Genomic DNA, 21,751 nt, shown 5'->3' on the forward strand with positions numbered 1-21,751 from the left:
GGATAAAAAAAGCGAAATGAACAAATACTTAATAATACCAGGTTTTAAAGGGTCAGATGATATTCATTGGCAGACCCTATGGCAAAATGGACCTTTACTCAATAGTGAGCGAATGGAATTTGAAGACCTTATCTCCGTAAAAAAAGGAGATTGGGTAAAACCACTTTTAAATAAATTGATAAATTCTGACGATAAATACACCATTGTTGCCCATAGCTTGGGATGCTTGGCATTTGTACACACCTATGCGAGGTATGTCATAAAAAATGTAAACGCTGCTTTTTTGGTAGCACCGCCAGATGTAGAGCAGAATTCAAACGCTTTTTTTCTGAACGACTTTGCACCCATTCCGAAATTCGAATTTGATATTCCAACATTCTTAATAGCTAGCACTTCAGATCCGTATTGTACATTAGGTAGGGCAGAAAAAATTGCGGATTATTGGGGCAGTACTTTTATAAATGTAGGAGATAAGGGCCACATAAACAGTGCCTCAAGGTTAGGCTCATGGCCCTATGGTTTAAAACTACTGCAGCAACTCGAAAGTGAAAATTCAATACTAATACATTCATAAAACAAATAATATCATGGGACTTAGATTAGGAGATATCGCACCAGATTTTACGGCAGAAACAACAGAGGGAAATATCAATTTTCACCAATGGCTCGGTGATTCTTGGGGATTATTATTTAGTCATCCTGCCGATTTTACGCCTGTTTGTACTACAGAACTTGGCAAAACTGCCCTTTTGAAGGGTGAGTTTGAAAGGAAAAACGTTAAAGTAATAGCCGTTTCTGTGGATGACTTGAGTTCGCATAATAAGTGGATTCCTGACATTGAGGAGGTAAACAACGTCAAGTTTAATTTCCCAATTATCGCAGATTCAGACCGTAAAGTAGCAGAATTATACGACATGATTCATCCAAATGCTTCTGAAAAGGCTACAGTTCGTTCTGTTTTTGTCATTGGGCCTGACAAAAAAGTAAAGTTAACCCTAACTTATCCAGCATCTACTGGACGTAATTTCCAAGAAATCTTAAGGGTTATTGATTCATTGCAGCTTACAGCCAACTACCAAGTAGCTACACCAGCTGACTGGAAAAATGGCGAAGATGTGATTATAGTACCAGCGGTGTCCAATGAAGCCGCAGTTGAGAAGTTTCCGAAAGGCTTTAAGTCTGTTAAGCCTTATTTGAGAGTTACGCCGCAACCCAATATTTAAAAATAAAAGAATTTATGGAAGATTTCGATAAGGCTTTTTGGGACACTGAAATTAAAATTTCGAAACCAAATGTTAGGATTTTTCCAATTCCTTTAGGCTCGAAAATACCTGACTTTACATTTGAAAAATTTTGGAAATCGCAAAATACAATTCTCACGAAAGAGGGAAGTTTTCATAAATTTTGCAAATCTGGTGTAAAAGTTATAGGATTTTTGTCGCCTGAATGGAATAATTTTAATCAAAACTATATCGAAAGACTTATTTTGTGTAACGAGGAGATTAGTGCTCTTGGAGGACAATTTAGTCTATTTGTAAACAGTGAAAGTGAGTTTATTGAAACTTTTTTACGAAATTCACCCATTAAATTCAATGTTTGTAAAGATAAAGAGTTTTCGGTTGCTCGGCGTTTTGGTGTATTTGATAATAATCATCAAGCTTGGGAAACAATAACGGGAATATCTGAGGATGGGCCGTATCCTTCAATTTTTATTGTAAATACAGATAATGAAGTTATTTATTCTCATGTAGACATAAAATACAATAGTCCCTTCTCTTTTTTAGAAATAGCAGCAACAGTATATAATGAAAAACAAAAAAGATATTGGAAAGACGAAAACCTTATCTTTCATAACAGAGGCTAATTTCTCTTTATCTTTTAGAAAAAATAACTAATTTACAATTATTATAATTTAACAAAGTGCGTTTTATCTATTTCTTGGCTATATTTTGTTTAATAAACTCGATTGGTTATTCCCAATCCTCAGATTATCTTAAGGAAATCAACGATTGGCACAAGCAACGTGAGGAAAATCTCAAAAAGGAAAATGGTTGGCTGAATCTTGCGGGTTTGTTTTGGCTAAATGATGGCAAAAATACTATTGGCTCAAATACCCAAAACGATCATTTGTTTCCTTCAGATAAATGTCCTGATTTTCTCGGAGAGATTTTGTTACAAAATGGAGAAGTGGAATTTAAAGTACTCAACGGCCATGAAGTACTGCACGAAGGGGTGAAAATTGAAAAAATTAAACTATTTCCTGCGGACAAACCCGTGTTACTGCAATATGGGTCTTTGAAATGGTTTATAATCAAAAGAGGTGAAAAGTATGCAATTCGATTGAGAGATTTGAAAAGCCCATTTTTAGAAGAATTTTCGCACATTGAACACTTTAAAATTGACCCAAATTGGAACATCAAGTCAAAATTTGTAAAAACCGAGAACAGAAAAATGGCAATTTTGGATATTACCGGTCAAAACAGTCAACAAGATTCACCTGGTAAATTGGTTTTCAAAATTGGCAAAAATGAGCACTCACTTGACGTTTTGGCAGAAGGAGATCAGTTTTTTGTCATTTTCGGAGACAAAACCAATAAAATAACCACGTATGGAGGTGGGCGGTATATATACACCAATCTTCCAGATAAGGACGGAAACGTTTGGTTGGATTTCAACAAAGCATATAATCCGCCTTGTGCTTTTACACCTTACGCCACTTGTCCATTGCCCCCGAAACAAAATTTACTTTCTGTAAAAATTGAGGCTGGCGAAAAAAACTACGGATTTCATTAATAATTCAACCCTAACAAATATAAATTTATGAACCCTAACAAAGAAAAAGCATTACTGACCGAAGACTGGACAGTGGTGGTTTTTGGTTTTCTTATTATTTTTTTGGCCTTGTTCGGCTTTAAAATTCCCTCTCCATCATTTGGTTGGGAAAGTAGCTCTGATTTAGTAGAAAAAGTACTGACTGCTGAAAATTTTGTTAAAATCGGCTCAGTATTTCTCTTGGTATTTTTTACAGCCATTTTAGCGTCTAAGGTACTCGGCAAAGGTTTTTCGGATACGGTACGAGGATTTCCAGTGGTATTTATACTAACGGTTCTTGCTCTTATTTTGGCAGGAAATAGTTTCCTTAAAAACTGGAATTTAGAGGCTGTTATTTTTAGTTTAGCCATTGGATTGATTATCCGAAATTTCTTTGAAATTCCTCAATGGCTTAGCAAAGCTTTGAATACAGAATTGTATGTAAAAATCGGGCTAGTATTGCTCGGCACAAGTGTCATTTTTGGAGATATTCTTAAGGCAGGATCGCTCGGTTTGGTTCAGGCTCTGCTCGTTGTGGTTTCGGTTTGGTATTTCGCTTTTTGGATTTCCAAGAAATTGGGAATAGACGAAGAAATGGCCATCATGATATCCAGTGCGGTTTCTATTTGTGGCGTTTCGGCGGCCATTGCCACTTCGGGTGCCATAAAAGGCGATTCAAAAAAACTTTCTTATGTCATTTCATTGGTCTTGATTACAGCCATTCCGATGATTATTTTCATGCCTTTTCTGGCCAAAATGATGGGACTTTCGGAAACCGTCACGGGAGCTTGGTTAGGAGGAACCATCGATACCACCGGTGCTGTGATAGCCTCTGGCACCATGATAGGAGAGGAGGCATTGAAAATCAGTACAATCGTAAAATTCTCTCAAAACGTTCTCCTTGGTTTGGCAGCATTTGCCATATCGGTTTATTGGACATATACCAACAACCAATCTGAATCAGCCAAAGAAACGAAACCTACCCTTGGGATAATTTGGGAGCGTTTTCCAAAATTCGTTATCGGATTCATAGCGGCTTCTGTGTTGTTTTCGTTTTTTATTTCGCAAGAAAAAATCGATGCGGTAAAAGTAGGGCTAAAATCTTTACAAGGCTTATGGTTTGCATTGGCATTTACAAGCATTGGGCTTGAGACCAAGTTCTCCGATCTGTTTAACAATGAAGGCAAAAAGCCACTTTATGCCTTTTTGATAGCCCAATTGTTTAATATTTTCGTCACCTTGATTATCGCTTACTTTTTGTTTAAATAAAAAAGATTCTTGATGACCAAACTCCACAAAATTGGCTGGAAAACGGCTCTGATGCTGGTGGTTTCTAACATGATTGGAACTGGAGTTTTCACAAGTCTAGGCTATCAACTAATGGATGTTCGGAATGTCTGGAGTATTGTCCTGCTTTGGGTTTTGGGCGGATTGTTGGCACTCATTGGTGCATTTACCTTTGCTGAGTTAGGCACCTATTTCAAACAATCTGGCGGCGATTACCTTTTCATTTCTAAAGCTTTTCATCCATTTTGGGGATATTTGTCAGCCTGGACTTCCTTGATTGTTGGTTTTTCCGCTCCTGTGGCCATTGCAGGCTTGGCCATGGAAGCCTATTTGTCGCCTTTCCAAATTCCAAATTTGAGAGCTTATGTGGTATTGTCTATCATCGTCATTTCTTTTTTTCATACCATTTCGTTGAAGCACAGTAGCATTTTTCAATCAGCTACCACGCTCTTTAAAGTTTTGTTTGTGGCCTTTTTGTTGGGTTTGGGCGTTTGGTATTCTCCCATAGCTTTTAATGCAATTGATACTAACCATTCTATATTTGATGATATTTCGAAAACAGGATTTGCGGTTTCTTTGCTTTATGTTACCTATGCCTACACAGGCTGGAACGCCGCGGCCTATATTGTGGGAGAAATCCGAAATCCCGAGAAAAACTTGCCTAAGGCACTTATTTTGGGAACATTGGCTGTGATGATGGTTTACGTTTTGTTACAATTGGTATTTCTAAAATTTGCCACTTATGATCAGCTCAATGGTCAGGCTGAAGTGGCTATTTTGTCTGTCCAAAATATTCTAGGAAAAGAAAGCATTCCTTGGGTGAGTGCAGGAATAGGGCTGCAGTTGGTTGCTACTATGAGTTCCTATATCTGGATTGGCCCCAGAGTAGTACATGCCATGGCTAACATTATAGTCTTTGGAGTTGGCTTCGGCCTCTCAATTCCCACGGAATTCCCGTTCGGGCCATTTGGTTGCAGTGCGGCATCATCTTGGTTTTACTTCTTTCCGGAACTTTGCAACAGGTACTACTTTATACCTCGTTTTTGTTGCAGTTGATGGGCACTTTGGCTGTGGCCAGTTTTTTTAAAATTAAAAGAAACGTAGATGGTTTCAAAAGTCCTTGGAGCCCCTATATTCAGTATTTTTATGTTGGTTTTAGCTGTTTGGTTTTACTTTTTATAATTTATGATAAACCGCTTGAAAGCCTTATTGGATTAGGAATTTTGGTGATTGGAGCCATTACTTACGTTTTTTCGAAAAAAGAATATACCGATGAATGATTTAGAATATTGGCTGACGGGCCCGATTGAAGGAATTACTGACTTGTTGCAGCCGGTGGCTCATGCCTTACTGCAAGTACAGAAAGAACTACATGAAGTTCTTGCAGACTTTGACCAAGAGAAGCTTTGGAAAAGACCTAATAATGTGGCTTCGGTGGGTTTCCATCTAAATCATTTGGTTGGAGTTTTAGACAGGCTATTTACCTATGCCGATGGCGGCAATTTGTCTGATGCACAAATGGCTTTTTTGAAAAATGAAGCTGTAGAAAACCATGAAATTGGAGTAGGAGATTTGCTACAAGCATTTGATTTACAGGTAGAAAAAGCTTTGAGCCAGTTGAAGAAAACAAATCCTGAAATATTAGCTGAAGTAAGATATGTAGGACGAAAAATGATTCCTTCAACAGTAGTTGGTTTGTTGTTTCACGCGGCAGAACACACAACTCGTCATTTTGGACAACTGATGGTCACGGTAAAACTTTTGTAAGGAGGTTAACGGTATTTTCTGGGGAAATAGAAAAAAAAATCATAATAACTGTGTTAATTTTGGCAAAATAATAATCTACGAAATGAAAAAGATATATATAAGTGATAGCGGTCCAAAGGTTTCGGCTGCCATTTACAGTTTCTGGCGTTGGGAAAACGAAAAGAATCTTACGGACGAAATAGCACAAAGTGTGATAGAACACTGCGTGAAACTTGGAATCAATACCTTTGACCTAGGCAACTACGAGACAAGTTCAAATTCTCAAAAAATATTTTTTAGCGAAATAAACAAATTGGGTCTCAAGCGTGAAGACGTGGTTCTTTTTGCCAAGTTTGGTCTTCAGAAAAAAGACGGTTTAGAATATTTTAATAATTCGAGAAGCTTTTTGCTAGAAAGTCTGGATAAATTTTTGGCCGCTCAGAAGCTTGATTACATCGATATTTTCTTGCTTGAAGGCTTGGATTTTATCACGGATTTGGAGGAAATTGCGACGACACTTGAATACATTGTGCATACTGGAAAGGCCAAACATATAGGTATTGCCAATTTGAACAACAGTCAACACAAGTTACTTTCTAAGTTTCTGTCTATTCCAATCGTGACCAGTCACATCGAAATGAACCTCCTTAAGCCAGACGCAATTTTGGATGGACGCCTGGATTTTATTAAGGAAACTTACAGTAAGCCTTTGGTTTGGGCACCATTAGCAGGTGGCGACATTCTGAGTGGTGGTTCAGAAAAAGCTATAAAAATCCGTAAAATACTGAATGAGATTGCCACAAAACAGAATGTCAACATAGAGCAGCTAGCCGTAGCGTGGTTGATTCAGCTGGGTGCCTTACCAATCATAGGCTCACTGAGCTTGGAAAGAATCCGTAATGCTGCCGAAGCCACTGAGGTGAAACTTTCGCACGAAGATTGGTACAAAGTTTTTTCGGTTGTAGCATAAATGTTCAAGTCCAAATTACCCAATTTAGGTACTACCATATTTACTACCATGTCAGCTCTGGCGGCTGAACATGGTGCTTTGAATCTCTCTCAGGGGTTCCCAAATTTTGCAGCTGATCCAGAGCTTTTGCGTTTATTGGGCGAATACAGTACCCATGGTTTTAATCAATATGCACCTATGACTGGTGTTAGAGAGCTTCGTGAGCAGCTTTCGTTAAAAACTAAGAAACTTTATGGAGCACATTATGACTCTGAAACAGAAGTAACCATATCCTCGGGAGCTACAGAAGCTATTTTTGCTGCTATTGCCGCTACGGTTTCCGCTGGTGATGAGGTAATTGTATTTGAACCTGCCTATGATTCGTATCTGCCAGCCATAGACCTTTGTGGGGGAATACCCGTTTACATTACATTGCATTACCCGGATTTTCAGATAGATTGGGATTTGGTGAAGTCAAAAATTTCGCCAAAAACAAAGATGATTATTGTCAATACCCCGCATAACCCCACAGGAAGTGTTTTTTCTGAAAATGATATAAACGAATTGGCCAAAATAGTAGCCGACAGGGATATTTATTTGGTGGGCGATGAAGTTTATGAGCATATCATTTTTGATGGATTGTCGCATCAATCGCTTTGTACAAATTCTGCATTGAAGGAGAAAAGCTTCATTTGTGGATCCTTTGGGAAGACTTTTCACATCACAGGTTGGAAAATTGGCTATTGCTTTGCTCCGAAAGAATTGAGTGTGGAGTTTCGAAAAATTCATCAATATCTCACTTTTAGCACTTTTACTCCTGCACAATATGCTTTGGCTAAATACCTTGAAAACGAGAACAATTATCTTTCTATTCCAAGTTTTTACCAAAGAAAAAGAGATGTGTTTTTAGAGAGTATTGCAGGTTCACGTTTTGAGTTTATTCCAAGCAAAGGAAGTTTTTTCCAGAATGTTTCATATGCAAACATCACAGACGCAAATGATGCTGAATATGCCATTCAACTTACAAAAACGATTGGAGTGGCATCTATTCCGACCTCGGTGTTTTACCATCAAAAGCTTGACCAGAAAGTACTTAGATTTTGTTTCGCCAAAGACGATGAAACACTTCAGAAGGCAGGTGAAATTTTATCAAAGCTCTGATTTTTTAAAATTTAATAATCTACTAATTTGGTAGATTAATTAGATGTATCTATATTTGCGGACATTTTATCGAAAATCTTGATGGCATCGGCAAAAAATTCCTCTTCCAAAGCATTAGTTTCCAACACGCACTGGTGGTACATTATCCCTGGTTTTCTGTTAATCGGACTCTTCTCGGTCATTTATTATAACTATTCCAGCCAGTTTTCGTTTTCTAAAATCGTCAACGGATTTACTTCAGAGTTTTTTGTATTTCTAATCATTGGAGTTTTTGCACAATTGGTTGATGGTACATTAGGTATGGGCTATGGAGCCACGTCTACCTCATTTCTACTTTCGTTTGGCGTTCCGCCAGCAATAAGCAGCACCGCCGTGCACGTTTCTGAAATGTTTACAACCGGAGCCTCTGCCATTTCTCATCATAAATTTGGAAATATCAATCGCAAATTGGCCAAAATGCTTATAATCCCAGGTGTTATTGGTTCAATAATTGGAGCCTATTTATTATCAGATGTGATTGATGGAAATGCAATAAAGCCCTACATAGCCATTTATATGATTATTTTGGCTATTGTAATTATAGTTAAGGCAGTTAGAAAAAAACGTCCGAAAAAACCTACCAAACAATTGGGTCTTTTGGCCATTTTCGGTGGATTTATGGACTCCGTTGGTGGCGGAGGTTGGGGGCCAATTGTAACCTCAACGCTCATTGGTCGCGGACGTGACCCTCGTTACACCATCGGATCGGTAAATGCTGCTGAGTTCGCCATTTCCTTTGCCAGTGGTATCACATTTCTTCTTTTTCAAGGTATCCATGGCTGGCAGGTTATAGCTGGATTAATTCTCGGCGGCGTAATAGCCGCACCACTTGGAGCTTATTTCATAAACAAAATACCAAGAAAACCCGCCATGGTAGCAGTCGGTTTAATGATTATTTTCTTGAGTCTTAGAACTTTGGTGAAGTGGTTTTGATTAACACACCAACTTAAACCCCTCACCATGCAAATTCATAATCTGGATACTGCCGTCGGATTTTAGATATTTCCTTAATTTGGTGATATAGACATCCATGCTGCGGGCATTGAAGTAAGAATCATCCCCCCAAATAAGTTTTAAGGCATAGCTGCGGCTTACGGTTTTATTTTGGTTTTGGCAAAATAATTTCAGTAAGTCAGATTCTTTTGTGGTTAATTTATAGGTTTCGGCACCGAGTTTCAACTCATGCTGCAAGGAGTTAAAATTAAATTTTCCAAGACTAAAAATCTCTGCATCTGGATTTATTTCTCCTTTTTTTGTTCTTTTAAGTATTGCTTTTATCCTCAGTAGGAGCTCTTCCATGCTGAATGGTTTAGTCATATAGTCGTCAGCTCCAACTTCAAACCCTTTTATGGTGTCTTCTTGCATACTTTTGGCCGTAAGAAACAAAATCGGAATTTCTGGATTTTTAGTGCGTATTTCCTTTGCCAACGAAAAACCATCTTTCTTGGGCATCATGACATCTAAGATGCAAAAGTCGAATTCGGCATCTAAAAAAATATCCAAGGCTTGATTTCCGTCTTTGGCCAGTGTCACGTCGTAGCCTTTGGCAGTGAGGTATTCTTGTAGCAATGAGCCCAAGTTGTGGTCGTCCTCAGCTAATAGTAGTTTTGTCTCAGACATATTTGCTTTGATTTATTTTTATGCTAGGGGTAAATTTATAGAAAAGTCGGTGCCTTCGTCTATCTTACTGTTAACGGTTATACTGCCCTTGTGCATCTCTACCATGTTTTTGACATAGCTTAGTCCAAGACCAAATCCTTTGACATCGTGCAAGTCACCCTTTGGAACACGATAGAATTTTTCGAAAATTTTGCCGAGTTGATCCTTCGGAATTCCTATTCCTTTGTCCGAAATAGTTATGTTTAATTCTTTAGCAGTATTGGAGGTGGCTATGCTTATTTCGGGTTGTTCTTTTGAATATTTGATAGCATTGTCCATCAAATTAAAAATGATATTGGTTAAGTGAACCCTATCTGCTGAAATGATCGTTTCTTCGGCTTGCAAGTCAAGATTTAGCTTAACCCCATATTGTTCCATTTGAACACTCTGGTTTTTAACTACTTGGTCGAGAACCTCATTTATATCAATTGGTTCGAAATTTAAGTTGAGGTCTCCCTTTTCAAGCTTGGCTATTTGTAGTACTTTTTCTATCTGTGTTCCGAGCCTTCTATTTTCTTCAGTAATGATATTTAGATAGCGGTCTGTTTTTTCAGGGCTTTTGTTTATTTCTTTATCCTTTATGACTTCAAGGGCCAGAGCTATTGTTGAAACCGGCGTTTTTAACTCGTGGGTCATATTGTTAATAAAGTCATTCTTGATATTTGAGAGCTTTTTCTGATTCAGTAAACTGTTAACAGAGTAATAGAAAATACCCCCTACAAATGCGATTAAGAGGAAAGAGCTACCAAATATTGACCAGAGGTTTTTCAATATGTAATTCTCTTTTTCGGGAAAGTACACCTGCAAAGTTTGATCCTGTTGGAAGGTGTCATTTGGGAACAATTTTACCTTATAGGTTTTAGATTTCGAGAAATTTTCACTTTTATTGAACGAAGCAAAAACGAAGTTTCCGTTGTCTCGAACTCCATACTCGAATGGAAGAGATATACCCTCCTCAGCAAATTGTTTTTTCAAAAGGGTATCGAGCATTACATGGTTTAATCTTTCATAAATACTACGTTTCCCGATTATAAAGTCCTTAAATACGTCTTTCATCAGGTCTACTTTCTTCTGCTTTTTTGTGAAATTCTCGTTTAGCTTATTGGAAGGTTTCTTACTTAACCTCAGATATTCGCCGGGTTTGATTTCATTACCTCTTATCTCAACTGTGCTGTTGTCTTCAGCAATAAAAGCATCAAAACCCGACATGGGACTTCCTGTTTCTATGAAATCGTCTTCCTCAAAGAACCGTGAAATTTCTACGATATTGTTCTGTTTTTGTGCAATTTCCAGCGATCGTTTTCTAAACTTTTCAAAAGACCTATGCTCATCTTCTAAGAACGCTCTCAAATACTCGCTTTGGCGTTCAGGATAAACAAACATTCTTTCTGTCAGTGCGTCATTTTTTGTTTGAATACCCTCAGGTGCTAAATTAATGGTTATGACATGTCTTGGGTCGAACTTTAAACTATTACCATCATTGTAAGCAAAATTTATGGTGTCTGATTGTACTTCTTGTCTTTGTTTAGCAAGCTCAGTTTTTCGTGAAGTAAACCTTTTTTTTGGTTTAGATATTTCTAGTAGTCTACGTTTTTCTTCTTCAAGAATTCTTTGTTTGGCCAAAAAAATCACCTCTTGTTTTTCTATTTGGCGAGCCGTTTCACGCAAAGTTTCATTCACTTTTCTATCGAATTGCTCATTTTTTACGGCTATGGCGTTCTCAATCCAGTACCATTGGAAGGCTATCAACGATACCAAGGCAAGGAGCATAACACCGATTAGAACATTAATTCTATTCAATTCTTAATAAATTAATACTTCAAAACTAGGTTTTTTGGAAAACAATGGAAAGGCCTTTAACACTTTTTAACTACTCAACAGCCTATCACCAAATTGACCAATAGTCAGCTTCTTAACGAATAAATGATTAATTTTGTAACAAATACTCTCAAGAAGATTTTTATGGCGATATCGGTAAATCAGCTGACAAAAACTTATGGCAGCCAAACGGCAGTAAACAATATTTCTTTTTCGATTGAAAAAGGTCAAATATTGGGTTTCTTAGGACCAAATGGTGCGGGCAAATCTACCACCATGAAGATTCTTGCTGGCTTTATAAGTTCGACATCTGGTGTAGCCCAATTGGACGGGGATGTAATAACCGTAGATTCTTTAGTAACGAAAAGAAAGGTCGGGTATTTGCCAGAGCATAACCCGCTGTATCTGGAAATGTACGTGACAGAATATCTCGGCTTTGTAGGTGGTATGTATGGATTAAAAGGCGAGAATCTTAAAGGTAATGTTGCCAAAGTAATAGAAATGGTAGGGCTTTCGCCCGAAAAGCACAAAAAGATAGAGCAACTCTCAAAAGGATATAGGCAAAGAGTTGGACTAGCTCAGGCACTGATTCATGACCCCGAAGTTTTGATTTTAGACGAACCCACCACAGGTCTTGACCCCAACCAATTGGTGGAAATAAGGAAATTGATAAAGGAAGTTGGTAAAAATAAAACAATTATCCTTAGTACACACATCATGCAAGAAGTGGAGGCTATTTGCGATAGAGTGATAATCATAAACAAAGGTAATTTGGTTGCCGACGATTCTCTCGAAAACCTCAAGAAGGAAGGCGGAACCTTAGAAGAAATATTTAGAAAATTGACAAACTGATATAGACATGGACATTTTTGTAGGAAGCATACCGTTCAAATTCAAAGACCAAGACTTGGTAGATTTGTTTTCTCCATTTGGCGAGGTAAAATCTGCCAAAATAGTAATTGACAAAAGTACTAGACAAAACAAGGGTTTCGGTTTTGTGGAAATGGGCGACAGAAAAAGTGGCACCGCGGCCATAAAAAAACTTAATGGTTCGGAGCAAATGGGTAGGGCCATTGTGGTATCGGAGGCCAATAAAAATAAAGATGGAGAAAAAATAGACAAAGCTCCGAGAGACTGGCACAAGCCCAAAAAGAAGAACGATAATATCATAACTTACGGCAATTAATGAAGTTTGAAGATTACAGAATTTCGAATGACATTAAAAGGAGTTTGGCCGAAAAGGGATTCAAAAAGCCAACAGACATTCAGTTTAAGGCTATTCCGAATATCCTGAAAGGCGAAGATGTGCTTGCAATTGCTCAAACAGGTACTGGTAAGACCGCAGCATTTGCTATACCAGTTATAAATATTCTGCATACCAATCCTCCTGAGTGGTTTGCCAAAGGCTCGGTTAGGGCTTTGGTGATGGTACCCACACATGAACTTGCACAACAAATAGCCGAAGTTTTTAAGGAAATTGCTAAGTATACCAAACTTCGTATTCTGGCCTTGTTCGGCAGTACAGACCAAGATCCACAGATTGCAGCTTTTCAAAAAGGCGTGGATATTTTGGTAACTACCCCCGGTAGAATGTTTGACCTTCGTGCTCAAGGATATATCGACTTCAGAGGTACAGAATTCTTAATACTTGATGAGGCCGACCGAATGCTTGATATGGGTTTTTATAAAGACATCGAGGACGTAATTCGGTTTCTCCCAAAGAATAAGCAAACCCTGTTTTTCTCCGCAACCATAGACGAAAAGATTAAGAAACTGGCGTATTCTATTGTTAAAAATGCTATTCGTATACAGATATCTCCAGACGATCCAATCTCGAAAAATATCAGTCATTCGATGATTTTGATAGAAATGGATGACAAAAGATTCTTTTTGGAAAGGTTTATAAAACAAAACCTGGATAAGAAACTAGTGGTTTTTGTTAGAACCAAAGTCAGAGCGGATAGGGTAGTGGCTGCTATGGATCGTGTTGGATTAGTCACAGAGTCGATACATTCAGGTAAAACACACCAAGAGCGTAAAGACACTATGAGAAGGCTGAAAACAGGAGAGTTGAAAGTATTAATAGCCACCGACGTTAGTGCAAGAGGGGTAGATATTCCCAATGTAGATTATGTTATAAACTATGACCTGCCAGATGTACCCGAAAACTATGTTCACCGAATTGGTAGAACAGGAAGAGGCACACAGAAAGGCAGGGCATTGTCTTTTTGTAGTTTAGAAGAACGACCCATGTTGGATGCTATCGAAGACTATATTGGTCACTCCATAGCCACACAAAAACTCGAAGAAATGGACTACCAAGAAACCATAATTTTCTCGGAGGCAGACCAAAAAACCTTTAAGGACGTTTTCAAAGAAATTGCAGAGTTTGAAAAAGCAATGGAAGAGAAAAAGAAGAAGAAAAAGTGAGAGCTAATGAAAAAGGCAGTAATTTTATTTTTTACATTATTATTAGGTTTTGCGAAGGTTAAGGCCCAAATAAATTGGAAAACTGACTTTGAAGCCGCAAGAAAAATAGCTTTCAAAACAGGTAAGAAAGTGCTTATAGAGTGCTTTCATCCAGAGTGTACCCATTGTATTGAATTGAACAAGAACTTAGAAACACCTGAGCTTTCGGCTTATCTAAACAACAATTACACTAACATGAAGCTTAACTTGACTGACTTAGAACAAGTAAAGCTTTTGGAAGGTAAAAACATTCGATTGACCAATTATCCCATTTTCTTGTTTTTTGACAATGATGGCAATTTTCAATACTTCATTGAACCCAGAGAAACTCCACAGGATATTATCCGGCAGTTTGAGGAAGAAAGAGGAAATTCTTGTATTGACTGCGAAAAATCTCTGGAATTAAATACTATTGAAAAAGTCAGATGTGCTACTTTTCAGCGGCTAACGAAGAGTTACAATAAGAGCAATACCATTTGTACTAAGTTTTTTAATGAATTACCGGAGGAAGAAAAAACGAAAATAGGCCCATGGAATGTTTTCAAAAAAGTAGTTTATTCAACCAATAACGATTTTTTTAAATATTATATTAATCACCAGGCATTAGCGGCGAGTTTAGAACAAAATAGTGGTAGAGAAAAGGATGTCTTCATAACTATTATTCAGCAACAAATTAAATATTTGGAGAATAAAGGTGAATATCCGAGTTGGGAGATTGATTCGATTAAAACCTATTTGCAAAAAATGGGAGCAAATGAAAAACAAAAACTTGTTTGGACTTGGAGCTTAGAATTAAGTAATAGTTTGACGAAAAAAGACTTTGCAGCGGCCAAAGCACTTTGTAAAAAAATGAGTGAATACTATCCCGATGTTACCACTTTTGGCTTTCTTTCAGAGAAAATTAATGAAAAATCTTCAGGCAGTGAAATGTTTGATTATTTCACAGAAATTAAAGATAAATGGCTGTCGGGTCTCAAAGAACCGAAACAAAAGCTACAATTCTACACGCAATCTGCCTGGTATTATGGTAGAAACAAACAGAAATCTCAATGTGCGAATGCCTTGGATTCAGCTTCGCAGTTTGGCATGAGTCTTACAGAAAAGAACAGTTTACTAGTGAAATACTGTCAGTAATTCAGCCATAATTAGTATATCAATACTTCTCAGATATAGAATTGTACCAATTTTGTTTGCATCTAACATCTTGCTTATTGTTTGTTTTAAAATTTGTTATAAATATCAAATTAAGAAGTCAAGCATTGTTGGTTTAAGTAAAATCTGCCTTCAACTTGAACATGAATATGATGTTTGACTGGCACATTAATAAATTCTTTATAATCTGCAAATCAACTTTCAACTCTTAACAAGGCGTCAATTAAACCCGCAACTAAAAATTGTTTTATGCTTCGCGTAAAAGTGAAAGTTTTATAGCTTAACCCCTAAATTTTAGTGCATTTTGGGGTAATTGTTTCCCGAAATAGTCCACATTTATCTTTCCACTTATATTATAGCCTAGAGTGATATTGGAGGTTTTTGAAATCCATTTCCAACTTAAGTTCTTCATTTGTATTTGTTATGCTCTATTTTTCAATAGTTTTCAGAAACCCCTGTAGAGTTTATACATTTTAAGGTATAAAATATTTTTATGGGTTAGATATTAAAATTAAATAAAAACTAATGAATAATATGCCCCAATTTTGCAAAAAAAATTAAAAACTACCTAATCAAAGTGTATGTCACGAATGGCACAGAGTGAATTTTAATCATTTCTAACAAAGGTTATTTTTCTCGCCAAAGACAAAGTTTGTATGCCAAATCAGTTATATATCATTTGCCCTTTTTCATGCATTGAACCCGTTTTACAAAAAGAATTTGGAGAATCTATACTTTTTTTAACGTCTCCAATTGCCTCCATTGAAACAAGTGATACTAGTTTATTAAATGCTCTAAAGTGTATTTTGGAAACTGAAAAAATCACGGAAATCAGAATCGTCAACAGCACCACTTGCAGATTTATTAACTCAGTTATAAACGGCACACAAAAGGCCGATTTTAAGGCATTCGAAATCTTGCAGGACCTTTACAATAAAAACCACAATTCTGATTTTGCAGGATTAAGTCAGCAGCAACAAGCCTATAAGTTGGCCGAACTAAATATATCTTTCCATACGCTTGAGATTCTTCAGTCAAATATTTTAGGAAGTTATATTCTAAAGAAGGACATCGAAATTGAAGGATTAATTATATCTGAAAACAATACCATTTTTAATCATTTACAATTAACCCACAGGGTCTAATATGAACATAGATTTACTAGTTGAAAATTTAAGAAATCCAGCTTTATTATTTTTTGTTTTGGGAATTTTGGCGGTTTATCTGAAAAGTGACCTAGAAATACCGTCTAATTCGTCAAAGTTTATATCCATTTATTTGTTGTTTTCTATTGGATTTAAGGGAGGCCAAGAGTTATCCCACGAAACCTTCAATCTGGACATAGCGGCGGCCATGTTGTTTGGTGTTCTTACATCAATAGTCATTCCCATTTATACCTACTTTATTTTACGGAGAAAATTATCGGTACAAGACTCTGGGGCCATTGCAGCGTCTTATGGTTCGGTAAGTGCCGTGACTTTTGTAACTTCAGTGGCCTATTTAGAAACACTCCAGTTGAACGTGCATGGTTACATGGTTGCCATAATGGCCCTTATGGAGTCACCCGCCATTATAATCGGACTTGTGTTGATTTCATTTTTTGATAGGGAAAAAAGCACAAAAATCAAGAAACGGTCGGTGATTAGCCATTCTTTAACTAACGGAAGTGTGTTGTTGATATTAGGAAGTCTTGTTATTGGTTTTCTGGCTAATGCCAAACAAGCAGAGGGTATCAAGCCCTTTACAAATGACTTGTTCAAAGGATTTTTGGCGATTTTCTTAATGGATATGGGTCTAACGAGCGGCCGAAAGCTGAAGTCATTTTTTTCATTTGGATGGTTTCCCATAGTTTTTGCTTTTACTATTCCTTTGGTAAACGGTGTTGTGTTTTCGATACTTAGCGGTCTGATTACCCATGATGTATCCAATAGGTTTATGTTTGGTATTTTAGCTGCGAGTGCCTCCTATATTGCTGTACCAGCAGCCATGAAGATAACGGTACCGAAGGCAAATCCGGGTTTATACCTTCCGATGGCACTGGCTATTACTTTTCCGGTAAACATTACTATTGGCATGCCGCTATATATGGCTATAGTTCAGTATTTTAGTTTTTAATTTTTCGAAAGAAGGTTCTAATGAAATTCTAATTTTCAAACCTCGATTAGAATGTAATCTATTGGTACATTTGTTAAACTATCTCTTTTATTATGATATCTGAAATCCTCGTTCCGTTGTTTTCTTTGATTGCCCTGGAAGTTATTCTGGGTATTGATAATATCATTTTCATTTCTATTCTCGCCGACAAACTTCCTGATAATCAGAGAAATAAACTCAGGTATTGGGGGATAGGTTTAGCGATGGGAATGAGATTGGGTTTGTTGGCCCTCATTTCTTGGATTTTAAAACTTGATCAGGTGTTATTTACAGTTTTAGAAACTGATTTTACGGGGAAAGGAATTATTTTGCTACTCGGTGGTTTGTTTTTAATCTACAAGAGTACCAAAGAAATATACCACAAGACCGAACAATTTGAGGATTTGGATAGCAAAAAACAAGAGGTTAAAAGGTCTTTTGGCAAGCTACTTTCGGAGGTTATTATTTTAGATTTGGTATTTTCTATTGACTCCATTATTACTGCCGTTGGTATGGTGGACCAGCTTTGGGTGATGTACACTGCAGTTATTGTGACGGTTTTGATAATGTTAGTAGCCGCAAAACCAATAAGTGAATTCATTAGTAAACATCCTTCGTTCAAAATTTTGGCCTTGTGTTTTCTAATGATGATTGGAGTTTCTCTTATTGCAGAGGGCTTATCTTTCGAAATTCCGAAAGGCTACATTTATTTCTCAATGGCTTTTGCATTTTTGGTGGACATCATTCAAATGAAAACTGTAAAAAAATAATTTCGGTTTCTGGATGTTCATGAGGATTGCAATAATCGGTTTAGCTTTTTTTGTTAGTTTAAAATCTTCGGCTCAATCTACCGGTTCTTGGAATATTATAAACTTGAAGGCGGATTTGAGAAAAGGTTTTAGTGTTTTTGGCGAAGCTCAGTTGAGATCTTTAAAATATTATGACGATTTTCATTACCATGAATTCAAGGCTGGTTTAAACTACAAGGCTCACAAAAATGTCGTTTTAACCATGGCAGCTGGTAAATACGATACTTATGGCGAAGGGGGTAATTTTGAATTACCTAAAAACAATGCTGAAATCAGGCTTTGGCCTCAAGTGTTGATAGCCCAAGAAGTCAACAAACTGAAAATAGAAAACAGATTCCGAACAGAAATGCGTTTTACTTCTAATGGGTATAGAAATCGTTTCAGGAATAGATTCGGCGTAGTTTACCCAGTTTTCCCAAAGAAAAATATAGAATTGGGGGTGTATAATGAGTTATTCTTTACCAATAACGAACCCTATTTTGAACGAAATAGAGTTTCTGTTAATGTTACATATAAACTAAATCCGTCGAGCTCATTTATGATCGGTTTTTTAAATCAGTTTGATTACAAAATCAACGACGAAACCGGTAAGAATTTCATTCAGGTTGGTTATTATCACAGCATTGTCAGGAAAAAGTAATTCTAATTATAATCTAATATTCTTACAAGAAGTCTCTAATCTGAGCTAGGTAACTTTAAGAGTTATACTTAAACTTTAAAAAAATGAGTAACAGCAAAACATTTCTGATTGTAGAAGACGAAGAAAAAGTGGCCTCTTTTATTAAAAAAGGCCTATTTACTCAAGGCTACAATTCAGAAATTGCCTCAACTGGTCAAGAAGCTTTGGCTCTTTTTGAAAGCCAAAAAATCGACCTCGTTATATTAGATATCGGCTTGCCAGATATGAGCGGCCTAGAAGTTTGCGAACAAATCCGTAGAACCAATGCACAGATTCCGGTTTTGATGTTAACTGCACTGGGCAGTGTAAGCGATAAACTTTCAGGGTTTGAGGTAGGAACCGACGACTACCTCGTAAAACCATTTGATTTTATGGAGCTTTTGGTCCGAATAAAGGCACTTCTTAAGAGAACCAACGAAAATATGCCATCCGACGACATTCTGAAAGTGGCCGACCTTGAATTGAATCTTCATCAAAAAGTGGCCATTAGGGCGGGGAAAGTCATTGCGTTAACCGCCAAGGAATTTAGTCTTTTGGAGTATTTGATGAGAAACAGGGGACGTGTTGTTTCTAAATTGGATATCGCCGAGCATGTATGGGATATTGATTTTGACACCGGTACCAACTTTATAGAAGTGTATGTAAACTATCTTAGAAACAAGATTGATAAGGGTTTTAATGACAAGCTGATTCACACGATTTTCGGAATGGGCTACACTTTGAAAAGTAAATAAAAGGCTCGCTGCGAAAATATGAAGATTAGAAATAAACTGATACTGATTTACCTCGCCATTACTGCGGTACTGCTGTCTTTTTTCTGTGTGGTTATATACTTACAAAGTAAAGATTACCGACGGTCCGAGTTTAAAGATCGCTTAAGAAAAGAGGCTCTCTCGACAGCTAATATTTATTTCAACAAAAAAGATATCAGCCCGGAGGTATTAAAACTCCTTGACCGAAACGATTTTACGGCTCTTACAAACGAGGAAATTGTGATTTTTGACAGTAAAAATCAAGTAATTTATGAAAGTGGAGAAGATAGGTTTAAAATTGATGGTGACATTTTAGAAAAAATAAGAGCCGACAAGGAGTTTTTTTGGGAAGATACCAAATACGAATTCATCGGAATCTTGTTTGAGAATCAAGGTCAGAAATACGTAATAGTCTCTTATGCAGTTGATAATTACGGCTTTTTTAAACTTCAAAACCTTACGTATGTTCTTATTCTGGGAGGTTTGTGCATTTTGTTTTTGAGTGCTCTCACAGGTTGGTTTTTTGTGGAAAGGATGCTGAATCCTATCCAGCAAATCATCAAAAAGATTGACAAAATTAAAGCCTCACAACTTGGTGATCGTCTTGAGGTTGGTAACGAAAATGATGAGTTTGCTCAATTGGCCGATAGGTTCAATCAGATGCTCGATCGTCTCCAAAAATCTTTTATGGCCCAAAAAGCCTTTGTTTCACATGCTTCGCACGAGTTAAGGACTCCTTTGACTTCAATTACTGGACAGATACAGGTTTCGCTTTTAGCTGAAGATAGCCCCGAAGATTTGAAAAAGATGATTCAGTCGGTACTGGAAGACGTAAAACAGCTTAACCGCCTGAGTAATAATTTGCTTGATCTCACTTCCCTGAATACTTACTCAGAAAAGTCCAACTTGAACCTGGTGAATGTGTTAGACAAATTATCAAGAGTAAGAGATGAGGCCATTAAGAAAAATCCTCTTGGTCAGGTGGCCATAAATGTTGATGTAAACGAAGATGAAATACCCGAACTTCTGGGCAATCCACCTTTGCTTTACACGGCTTTTTATAATCTCATAGACAATGGCATAAAGTATTCACTCAATCAGACTGTCGATATTGAGGTCATCAATAAGCCTAAAAGTATTAAAGTTCAATTCCAAAATAATTCTCAAAACATAAGTGACGATGATTTGAAAAATATCTTTGAGCCATTTAAGCGAGGAAGCAACTCCAAAAACAAAGTAGGTCATGGAGTGGGTCTTTCATTGGTTAAGGGAATTGTAGAAATGCACAACGGAACAATAGAAGTATCTAGGCAAGACCCAAATCTCATTCTTTTTGAGGTAATGCTTCCTAAGCGATAATTTAATACTCTTCTAATTCTCTCCTAAGTTGGATCTAATAGTTAGGTTTTAGCTTTGTTATGGGCTCAAAAGAGCCTTAAATAACAAACTAAAATTTACATAAAGATGAAAACACGATTGGTTGTAATGGGAATTGCTTTTAGTTTAATTTTCAGTAGCTGTACTATAATTCGCCAAGGAGAGGTTGGTGTGAAGCGTTCATTCGGTAAAATAAAGCCCGAGCCACTCATGGAAGGTGCCAGAGGATTTAACCCATTTACTAGCACCATTATCAAACTACCTACCCGTACCATGAACATGGAAGTAAGGGTGCCACTTCCTTCAAAAGAAGGTCTTACCGTTCAGTCTGATGTTTCCATACTTTATAGATTGGAAGGAAGTTATGCACCTAAAGTTATAGAAAAACTGGGCAAAAATTATGAGCAAGTCGTTATATTGCCTGTATTCAGGTCTGCCGTTGCCGATATTTCTTCGCAGTATTATGCCAAAGATATGCATACTGGTCAAAGGTCGGTCATTGAGAAATCTATCAAGGATTTAATGATGACTCAACTCAAAGAAAGAGGTTTTGTGGTTGAGTCAGTACTATTAAAAAGTATTGTTTTGCCTCCCGGACTTACTAAGGCTATAGAGGACAAATTAGAAGCCGAGCAAGACTCACAAAGAATGCAATTTGTACTTGACAAAGAAAAACAGGAAGCCAAAAGGTTAATCATAGAGGCTGAAGGTATTAGAGACGCCCAAAAGATAGTAGCGGAAGGTCTTACGCCATTATTGATTAGATTCAAGGCTATTGAGGCATTTAATAAACTTTCTACCTCACCAAATGCCAAGGTTATCATAACAAGTGCCGAGCAGCCGCTTATGTTGAATGCCAATTCGGATAAATAACCAAGCATTGCATTGTTAGAATTGCAAACGTTTGGGC

24 protein-coding genes are annotated in these 21,751 nt (G+C 37.1%); 22 read left to right on the forward strand and 2 right to left on the reverse strand.

What is annotated here, in order from left to right:
* The first annotated feature begins 16 nt into the window (after positions 1–16).
* From EGI31_RS21030 to EGI31_RS21080, 11 genes are all read left to right on the forward strand, one after another.
* The gene (locus tag EGI31_RS21030) at positions 17–574 is read left to right on the forward strand and encodes an RBBP9/YdeN family alpha/beta hydrolase (protein WP_255039137.1); all 558 of its coding nucleotides are present in this window, start codon (positions 17–19) and stop codon (positions 572–574) included.
* 13 nt (positions 575–587) lie between these two features.
* The gene (locus EGI31_RS21035) at positions 588–1,223 is read left to right on the forward strand and encodes a peroxiredoxin (protein WP_255039138.1); all 636 of its coding nucleotides are present in this window, start codon (positions 588–590) and stop codon (positions 1,221–1,223) included.
* A gap of 14 nt (positions 1,224–1,237) precedes the next feature.
* Complete coding sequence (locus tag EGI31_RS21040) at positions 1,238–1,864, forward strand: redoxin domain-containing protein (RefSeq protein ID WP_255039139.1); 627 nt, start codon at positions 1,238–1,240, stop codon at positions 1,862–1,864.
* 56 nt (positions 1,865–1,920) lie between these two features.
* Positions 1,921–2,793 (forward strand): DUF1684 domain-containing protein, encoded by an 873-nt coding sequence (locus EGI31_RS21045; RefSeq protein WP_255039140.1) that lies wholly within the window; start codon positions 1,921–1,923, stop codon positions 2,791–2,793.
* A 27-nt stretch (positions 2,794–2,820) separates the two neighbouring features.
* Positions 2,821–4,080: a YeiH family protein gene (locus tag EGI31_RS21050; protein WP_255039141.1), complete on the forward strand. Its 1,260-nt coding sequence runs from the start codon at positions 2,821–2,823 to the stop codon at positions 4,078–4,080.
* Between the two features lie 12 nt (positions 4,081–4,092).
* The gene (locus tag EGI31_RS21055) at positions 4,093–5,154 is read left to right on the forward strand and encodes an APC family permease (RefSeq protein WP_255039142.1); all 1,062 of its coding nucleotides are present in this window, start codon (positions 4,093–4,095) and stop codon (positions 5,152–5,154) included.
* Positions 5,112–5,378 (forward strand): hypothetical protein, encoded by a 267-nt coding sequence (locus EGI31_RS21060; protein WP_255039143.1) that lies wholly within the window; start codon positions 5,112–5,114, stop codon positions 5,376–5,378. Before EGI31_RS21055 ends, EGI31_RS21060 begins: the two co-directional genes overlap by 43 nt.
* Positions 5,371–5,865 carry a DinB family protein gene (locus tag EGI31_RS21065; protein ID WP_255039144.1) on the forward strand — a complete coding sequence of 165 codons (495 nt, stop codon included), beginning with the start codon at positions 5,371–5,373 and terminating at the stop codon, positions 5,863–5,865. Before EGI31_RS21060 ends, EGI31_RS21065 begins: the two co-directional genes overlap by 8 nt.
* Before the next feature lie 82 nt (positions 5,866–5,947).
* Positions 5,948–6,814: an aldo/keto reductase gene (locus EGI31_RS21070; RefSeq protein ID WP_255039145.1), complete on the forward strand. Its 867-nt coding sequence runs from the start codon at positions 5,948–5,950 to the stop codon at positions 6,812–6,814.
* Positions 6,815–7,954, forward strand: a complete 1,140-nt coding sequence (locus tag EGI31_RS21075; protein ID WP_255039146.1) for a methionine aminotransferase — start codon at positions 6,815–6,817, stop codon at positions 7,952–7,954. It begins immediately after the preceding gene.
* An 81-nt stretch (positions 7,955–8,035) separates the two neighbouring features.
* Complete coding sequence (locus tag EGI31_RS21080; protein WP_255039147.1) at positions 8,036–8,926, forward strand: sulfite exporter TauE/SafE family protein; 891 nt, start codon at positions 8,036–8,038, stop codon at positions 8,924–8,926.
* Here the strand turns inward: EGI31_RS21080 and EGI31_RS21085 are convergent, their stop codons facing one another.
* Positions 8,927–9,613, reverse strand: coding sequence for a response regulator transcription factor (locus tag EGI31_RS21085; RefSeq protein ID WP_255039148.1), 687 nt, complete (start codon positions 9,611–9,613; stop codon positions 8,927–8,929).
* Between the two features lie 18 nt (positions 9,614–9,631).
* A complete protein-coding gene (locus tag EGI31_RS21090; protein WP_255039149.1) occupies positions 9,632–11,452 on the reverse strand; it encodes a sensor histidine kinase in 1,821 nt (606 codons plus the stop codon).
* Between the two features lie 123 nt (positions 11,453–11,575).
* Between EGI31_RS21090 and EGI31_RS21095 the strand changes: the two genes are divergently transcribed.
* From EGI31_RS21095 to EGI31_RS21145, 11 genes are all read left to right on the forward strand, one after another.
* Positions 11,576–12,322, forward strand: coding sequence for an ATP-binding cassette domain-containing protein (locus EGI31_RS21095; protein ID WP_255039150.1), 747 nt, complete (start codon positions 11,576–11,578; stop codon positions 12,320–12,322).
* Positions 12,323–12,329: 7 nt separating this feature from the next.
* Positions 12,330–12,656, forward strand: a complete 327-nt coding sequence (locus EGI31_RS21100) for an RNA recognition motif domain-containing protein (protein ID WP_255039151.1) — start codon at positions 12,330–12,332, stop codon at positions 12,654–12,656.
* Complete coding sequence (locus EGI31_RS21105) at positions 12,656–13,900, forward strand: DEAD/DEAH box helicase (RefSeq protein ID WP_255039152.1); 1,245 nt, start codon at positions 12,656–12,658, stop codon at positions 13,898–13,900. Before EGI31_RS21100 ends, EGI31_RS21105 begins: the two co-directional genes overlap by 1 nt.
* Positions 13,901–13,906: 6 nt before the next feature.
* On the forward strand, positions 13,907–15,073 hold the full coding sequence (locus tag EGI31_RS21110; RefSeq protein WP_255039153.1) for a thioredoxin family protein: 1,167 nt from the start codon (positions 13,907–13,909) through the stop codon (positions 15,071–15,073).
* A gap of 674 nt (positions 15,074–15,747) precedes the next feature.
* Positions 15,748–16,236: a hypothetical protein gene (locus EGI31_RS21115; protein ID WP_255039154.1), complete on the forward strand. Its 489-nt coding sequence runs from the start codon at positions 15,748–15,750 to the stop codon at positions 16,234–16,236.
* A 1-nt stretch (position 16,237) separates the two neighbouring features.
* Complete coding sequence (locus tag EGI31_RS21120) at positions 16,238–17,206, forward strand: sodium-dependent bicarbonate transport family permease (protein WP_255039155.1); 969 nt, start codon at positions 16,238–16,240, stop codon at positions 17,204–17,206.
* Between the two features lie 92 nt (positions 17,207–17,298).
* Positions 17,299–17,994, forward strand: coding sequence for a TerC family protein (locus EGI31_RS21125; protein ID WP_255039156.1), 696 nt, complete (start codon positions 17,299–17,301; stop codon positions 17,992–17,994).
* A 19-nt stretch (positions 17,995–18,013) separates the two neighbouring features.
* Entirely contained in the window at positions 18,014–18,673 is a 660-nt protein-coding gene (locus EGI31_RS21130) for a DUF2490 domain-containing protein (protein WP_255039157.1), read from the forward strand.
* An 83-nt stretch (positions 18,674–18,756) separates the two neighbouring features.
* The gene (locus EGI31_RS21135) at positions 18,757–19,446 is read left to right on the forward strand and encodes a response regulator transcription factor (protein ID WP_255039158.1); all 690 of its coding nucleotides are present in this window, start codon (positions 18,757–18,759) and stop codon (positions 19,444–19,446) included.
* Positions 19,447–19,464: 18 nt separating this feature from the next.
* The gene (locus tag EGI31_RS21140) at positions 19,465–20,823 is read left to right on the forward strand and encodes a HAMP domain-containing sensor histidine kinase (protein ID WP_255039159.1); all 1,359 of its coding nucleotides are present in this window, start codon (positions 19,465–19,467) and stop codon (positions 20,821–20,823) included.
* Positions 20,824–20,928: 105 nt separating this feature from the next.
* Positions 20,929–21,714, forward strand: coding sequence for a prohibitin family protein (locus EGI31_RS21145; RefSeq protein ID WP_255039160.1), 786 nt, complete (start codon positions 20,929–20,931; stop codon positions 21,712–21,714).
* Positions 21,715–21,751: the final 37 nt, after the last annotated feature.

Origin of the sequence: Lacihabitans soyangensis (assembly GCF_024343775.1) — a bacterium.
In the GTDB taxonomy this organism is placed as follows: domain Bacteria; phylum Bacteroidota; class Bacteroidia; order Cytophagales; family Spirosomataceae; genus Leadbetterella; species Leadbetterella soyangensis.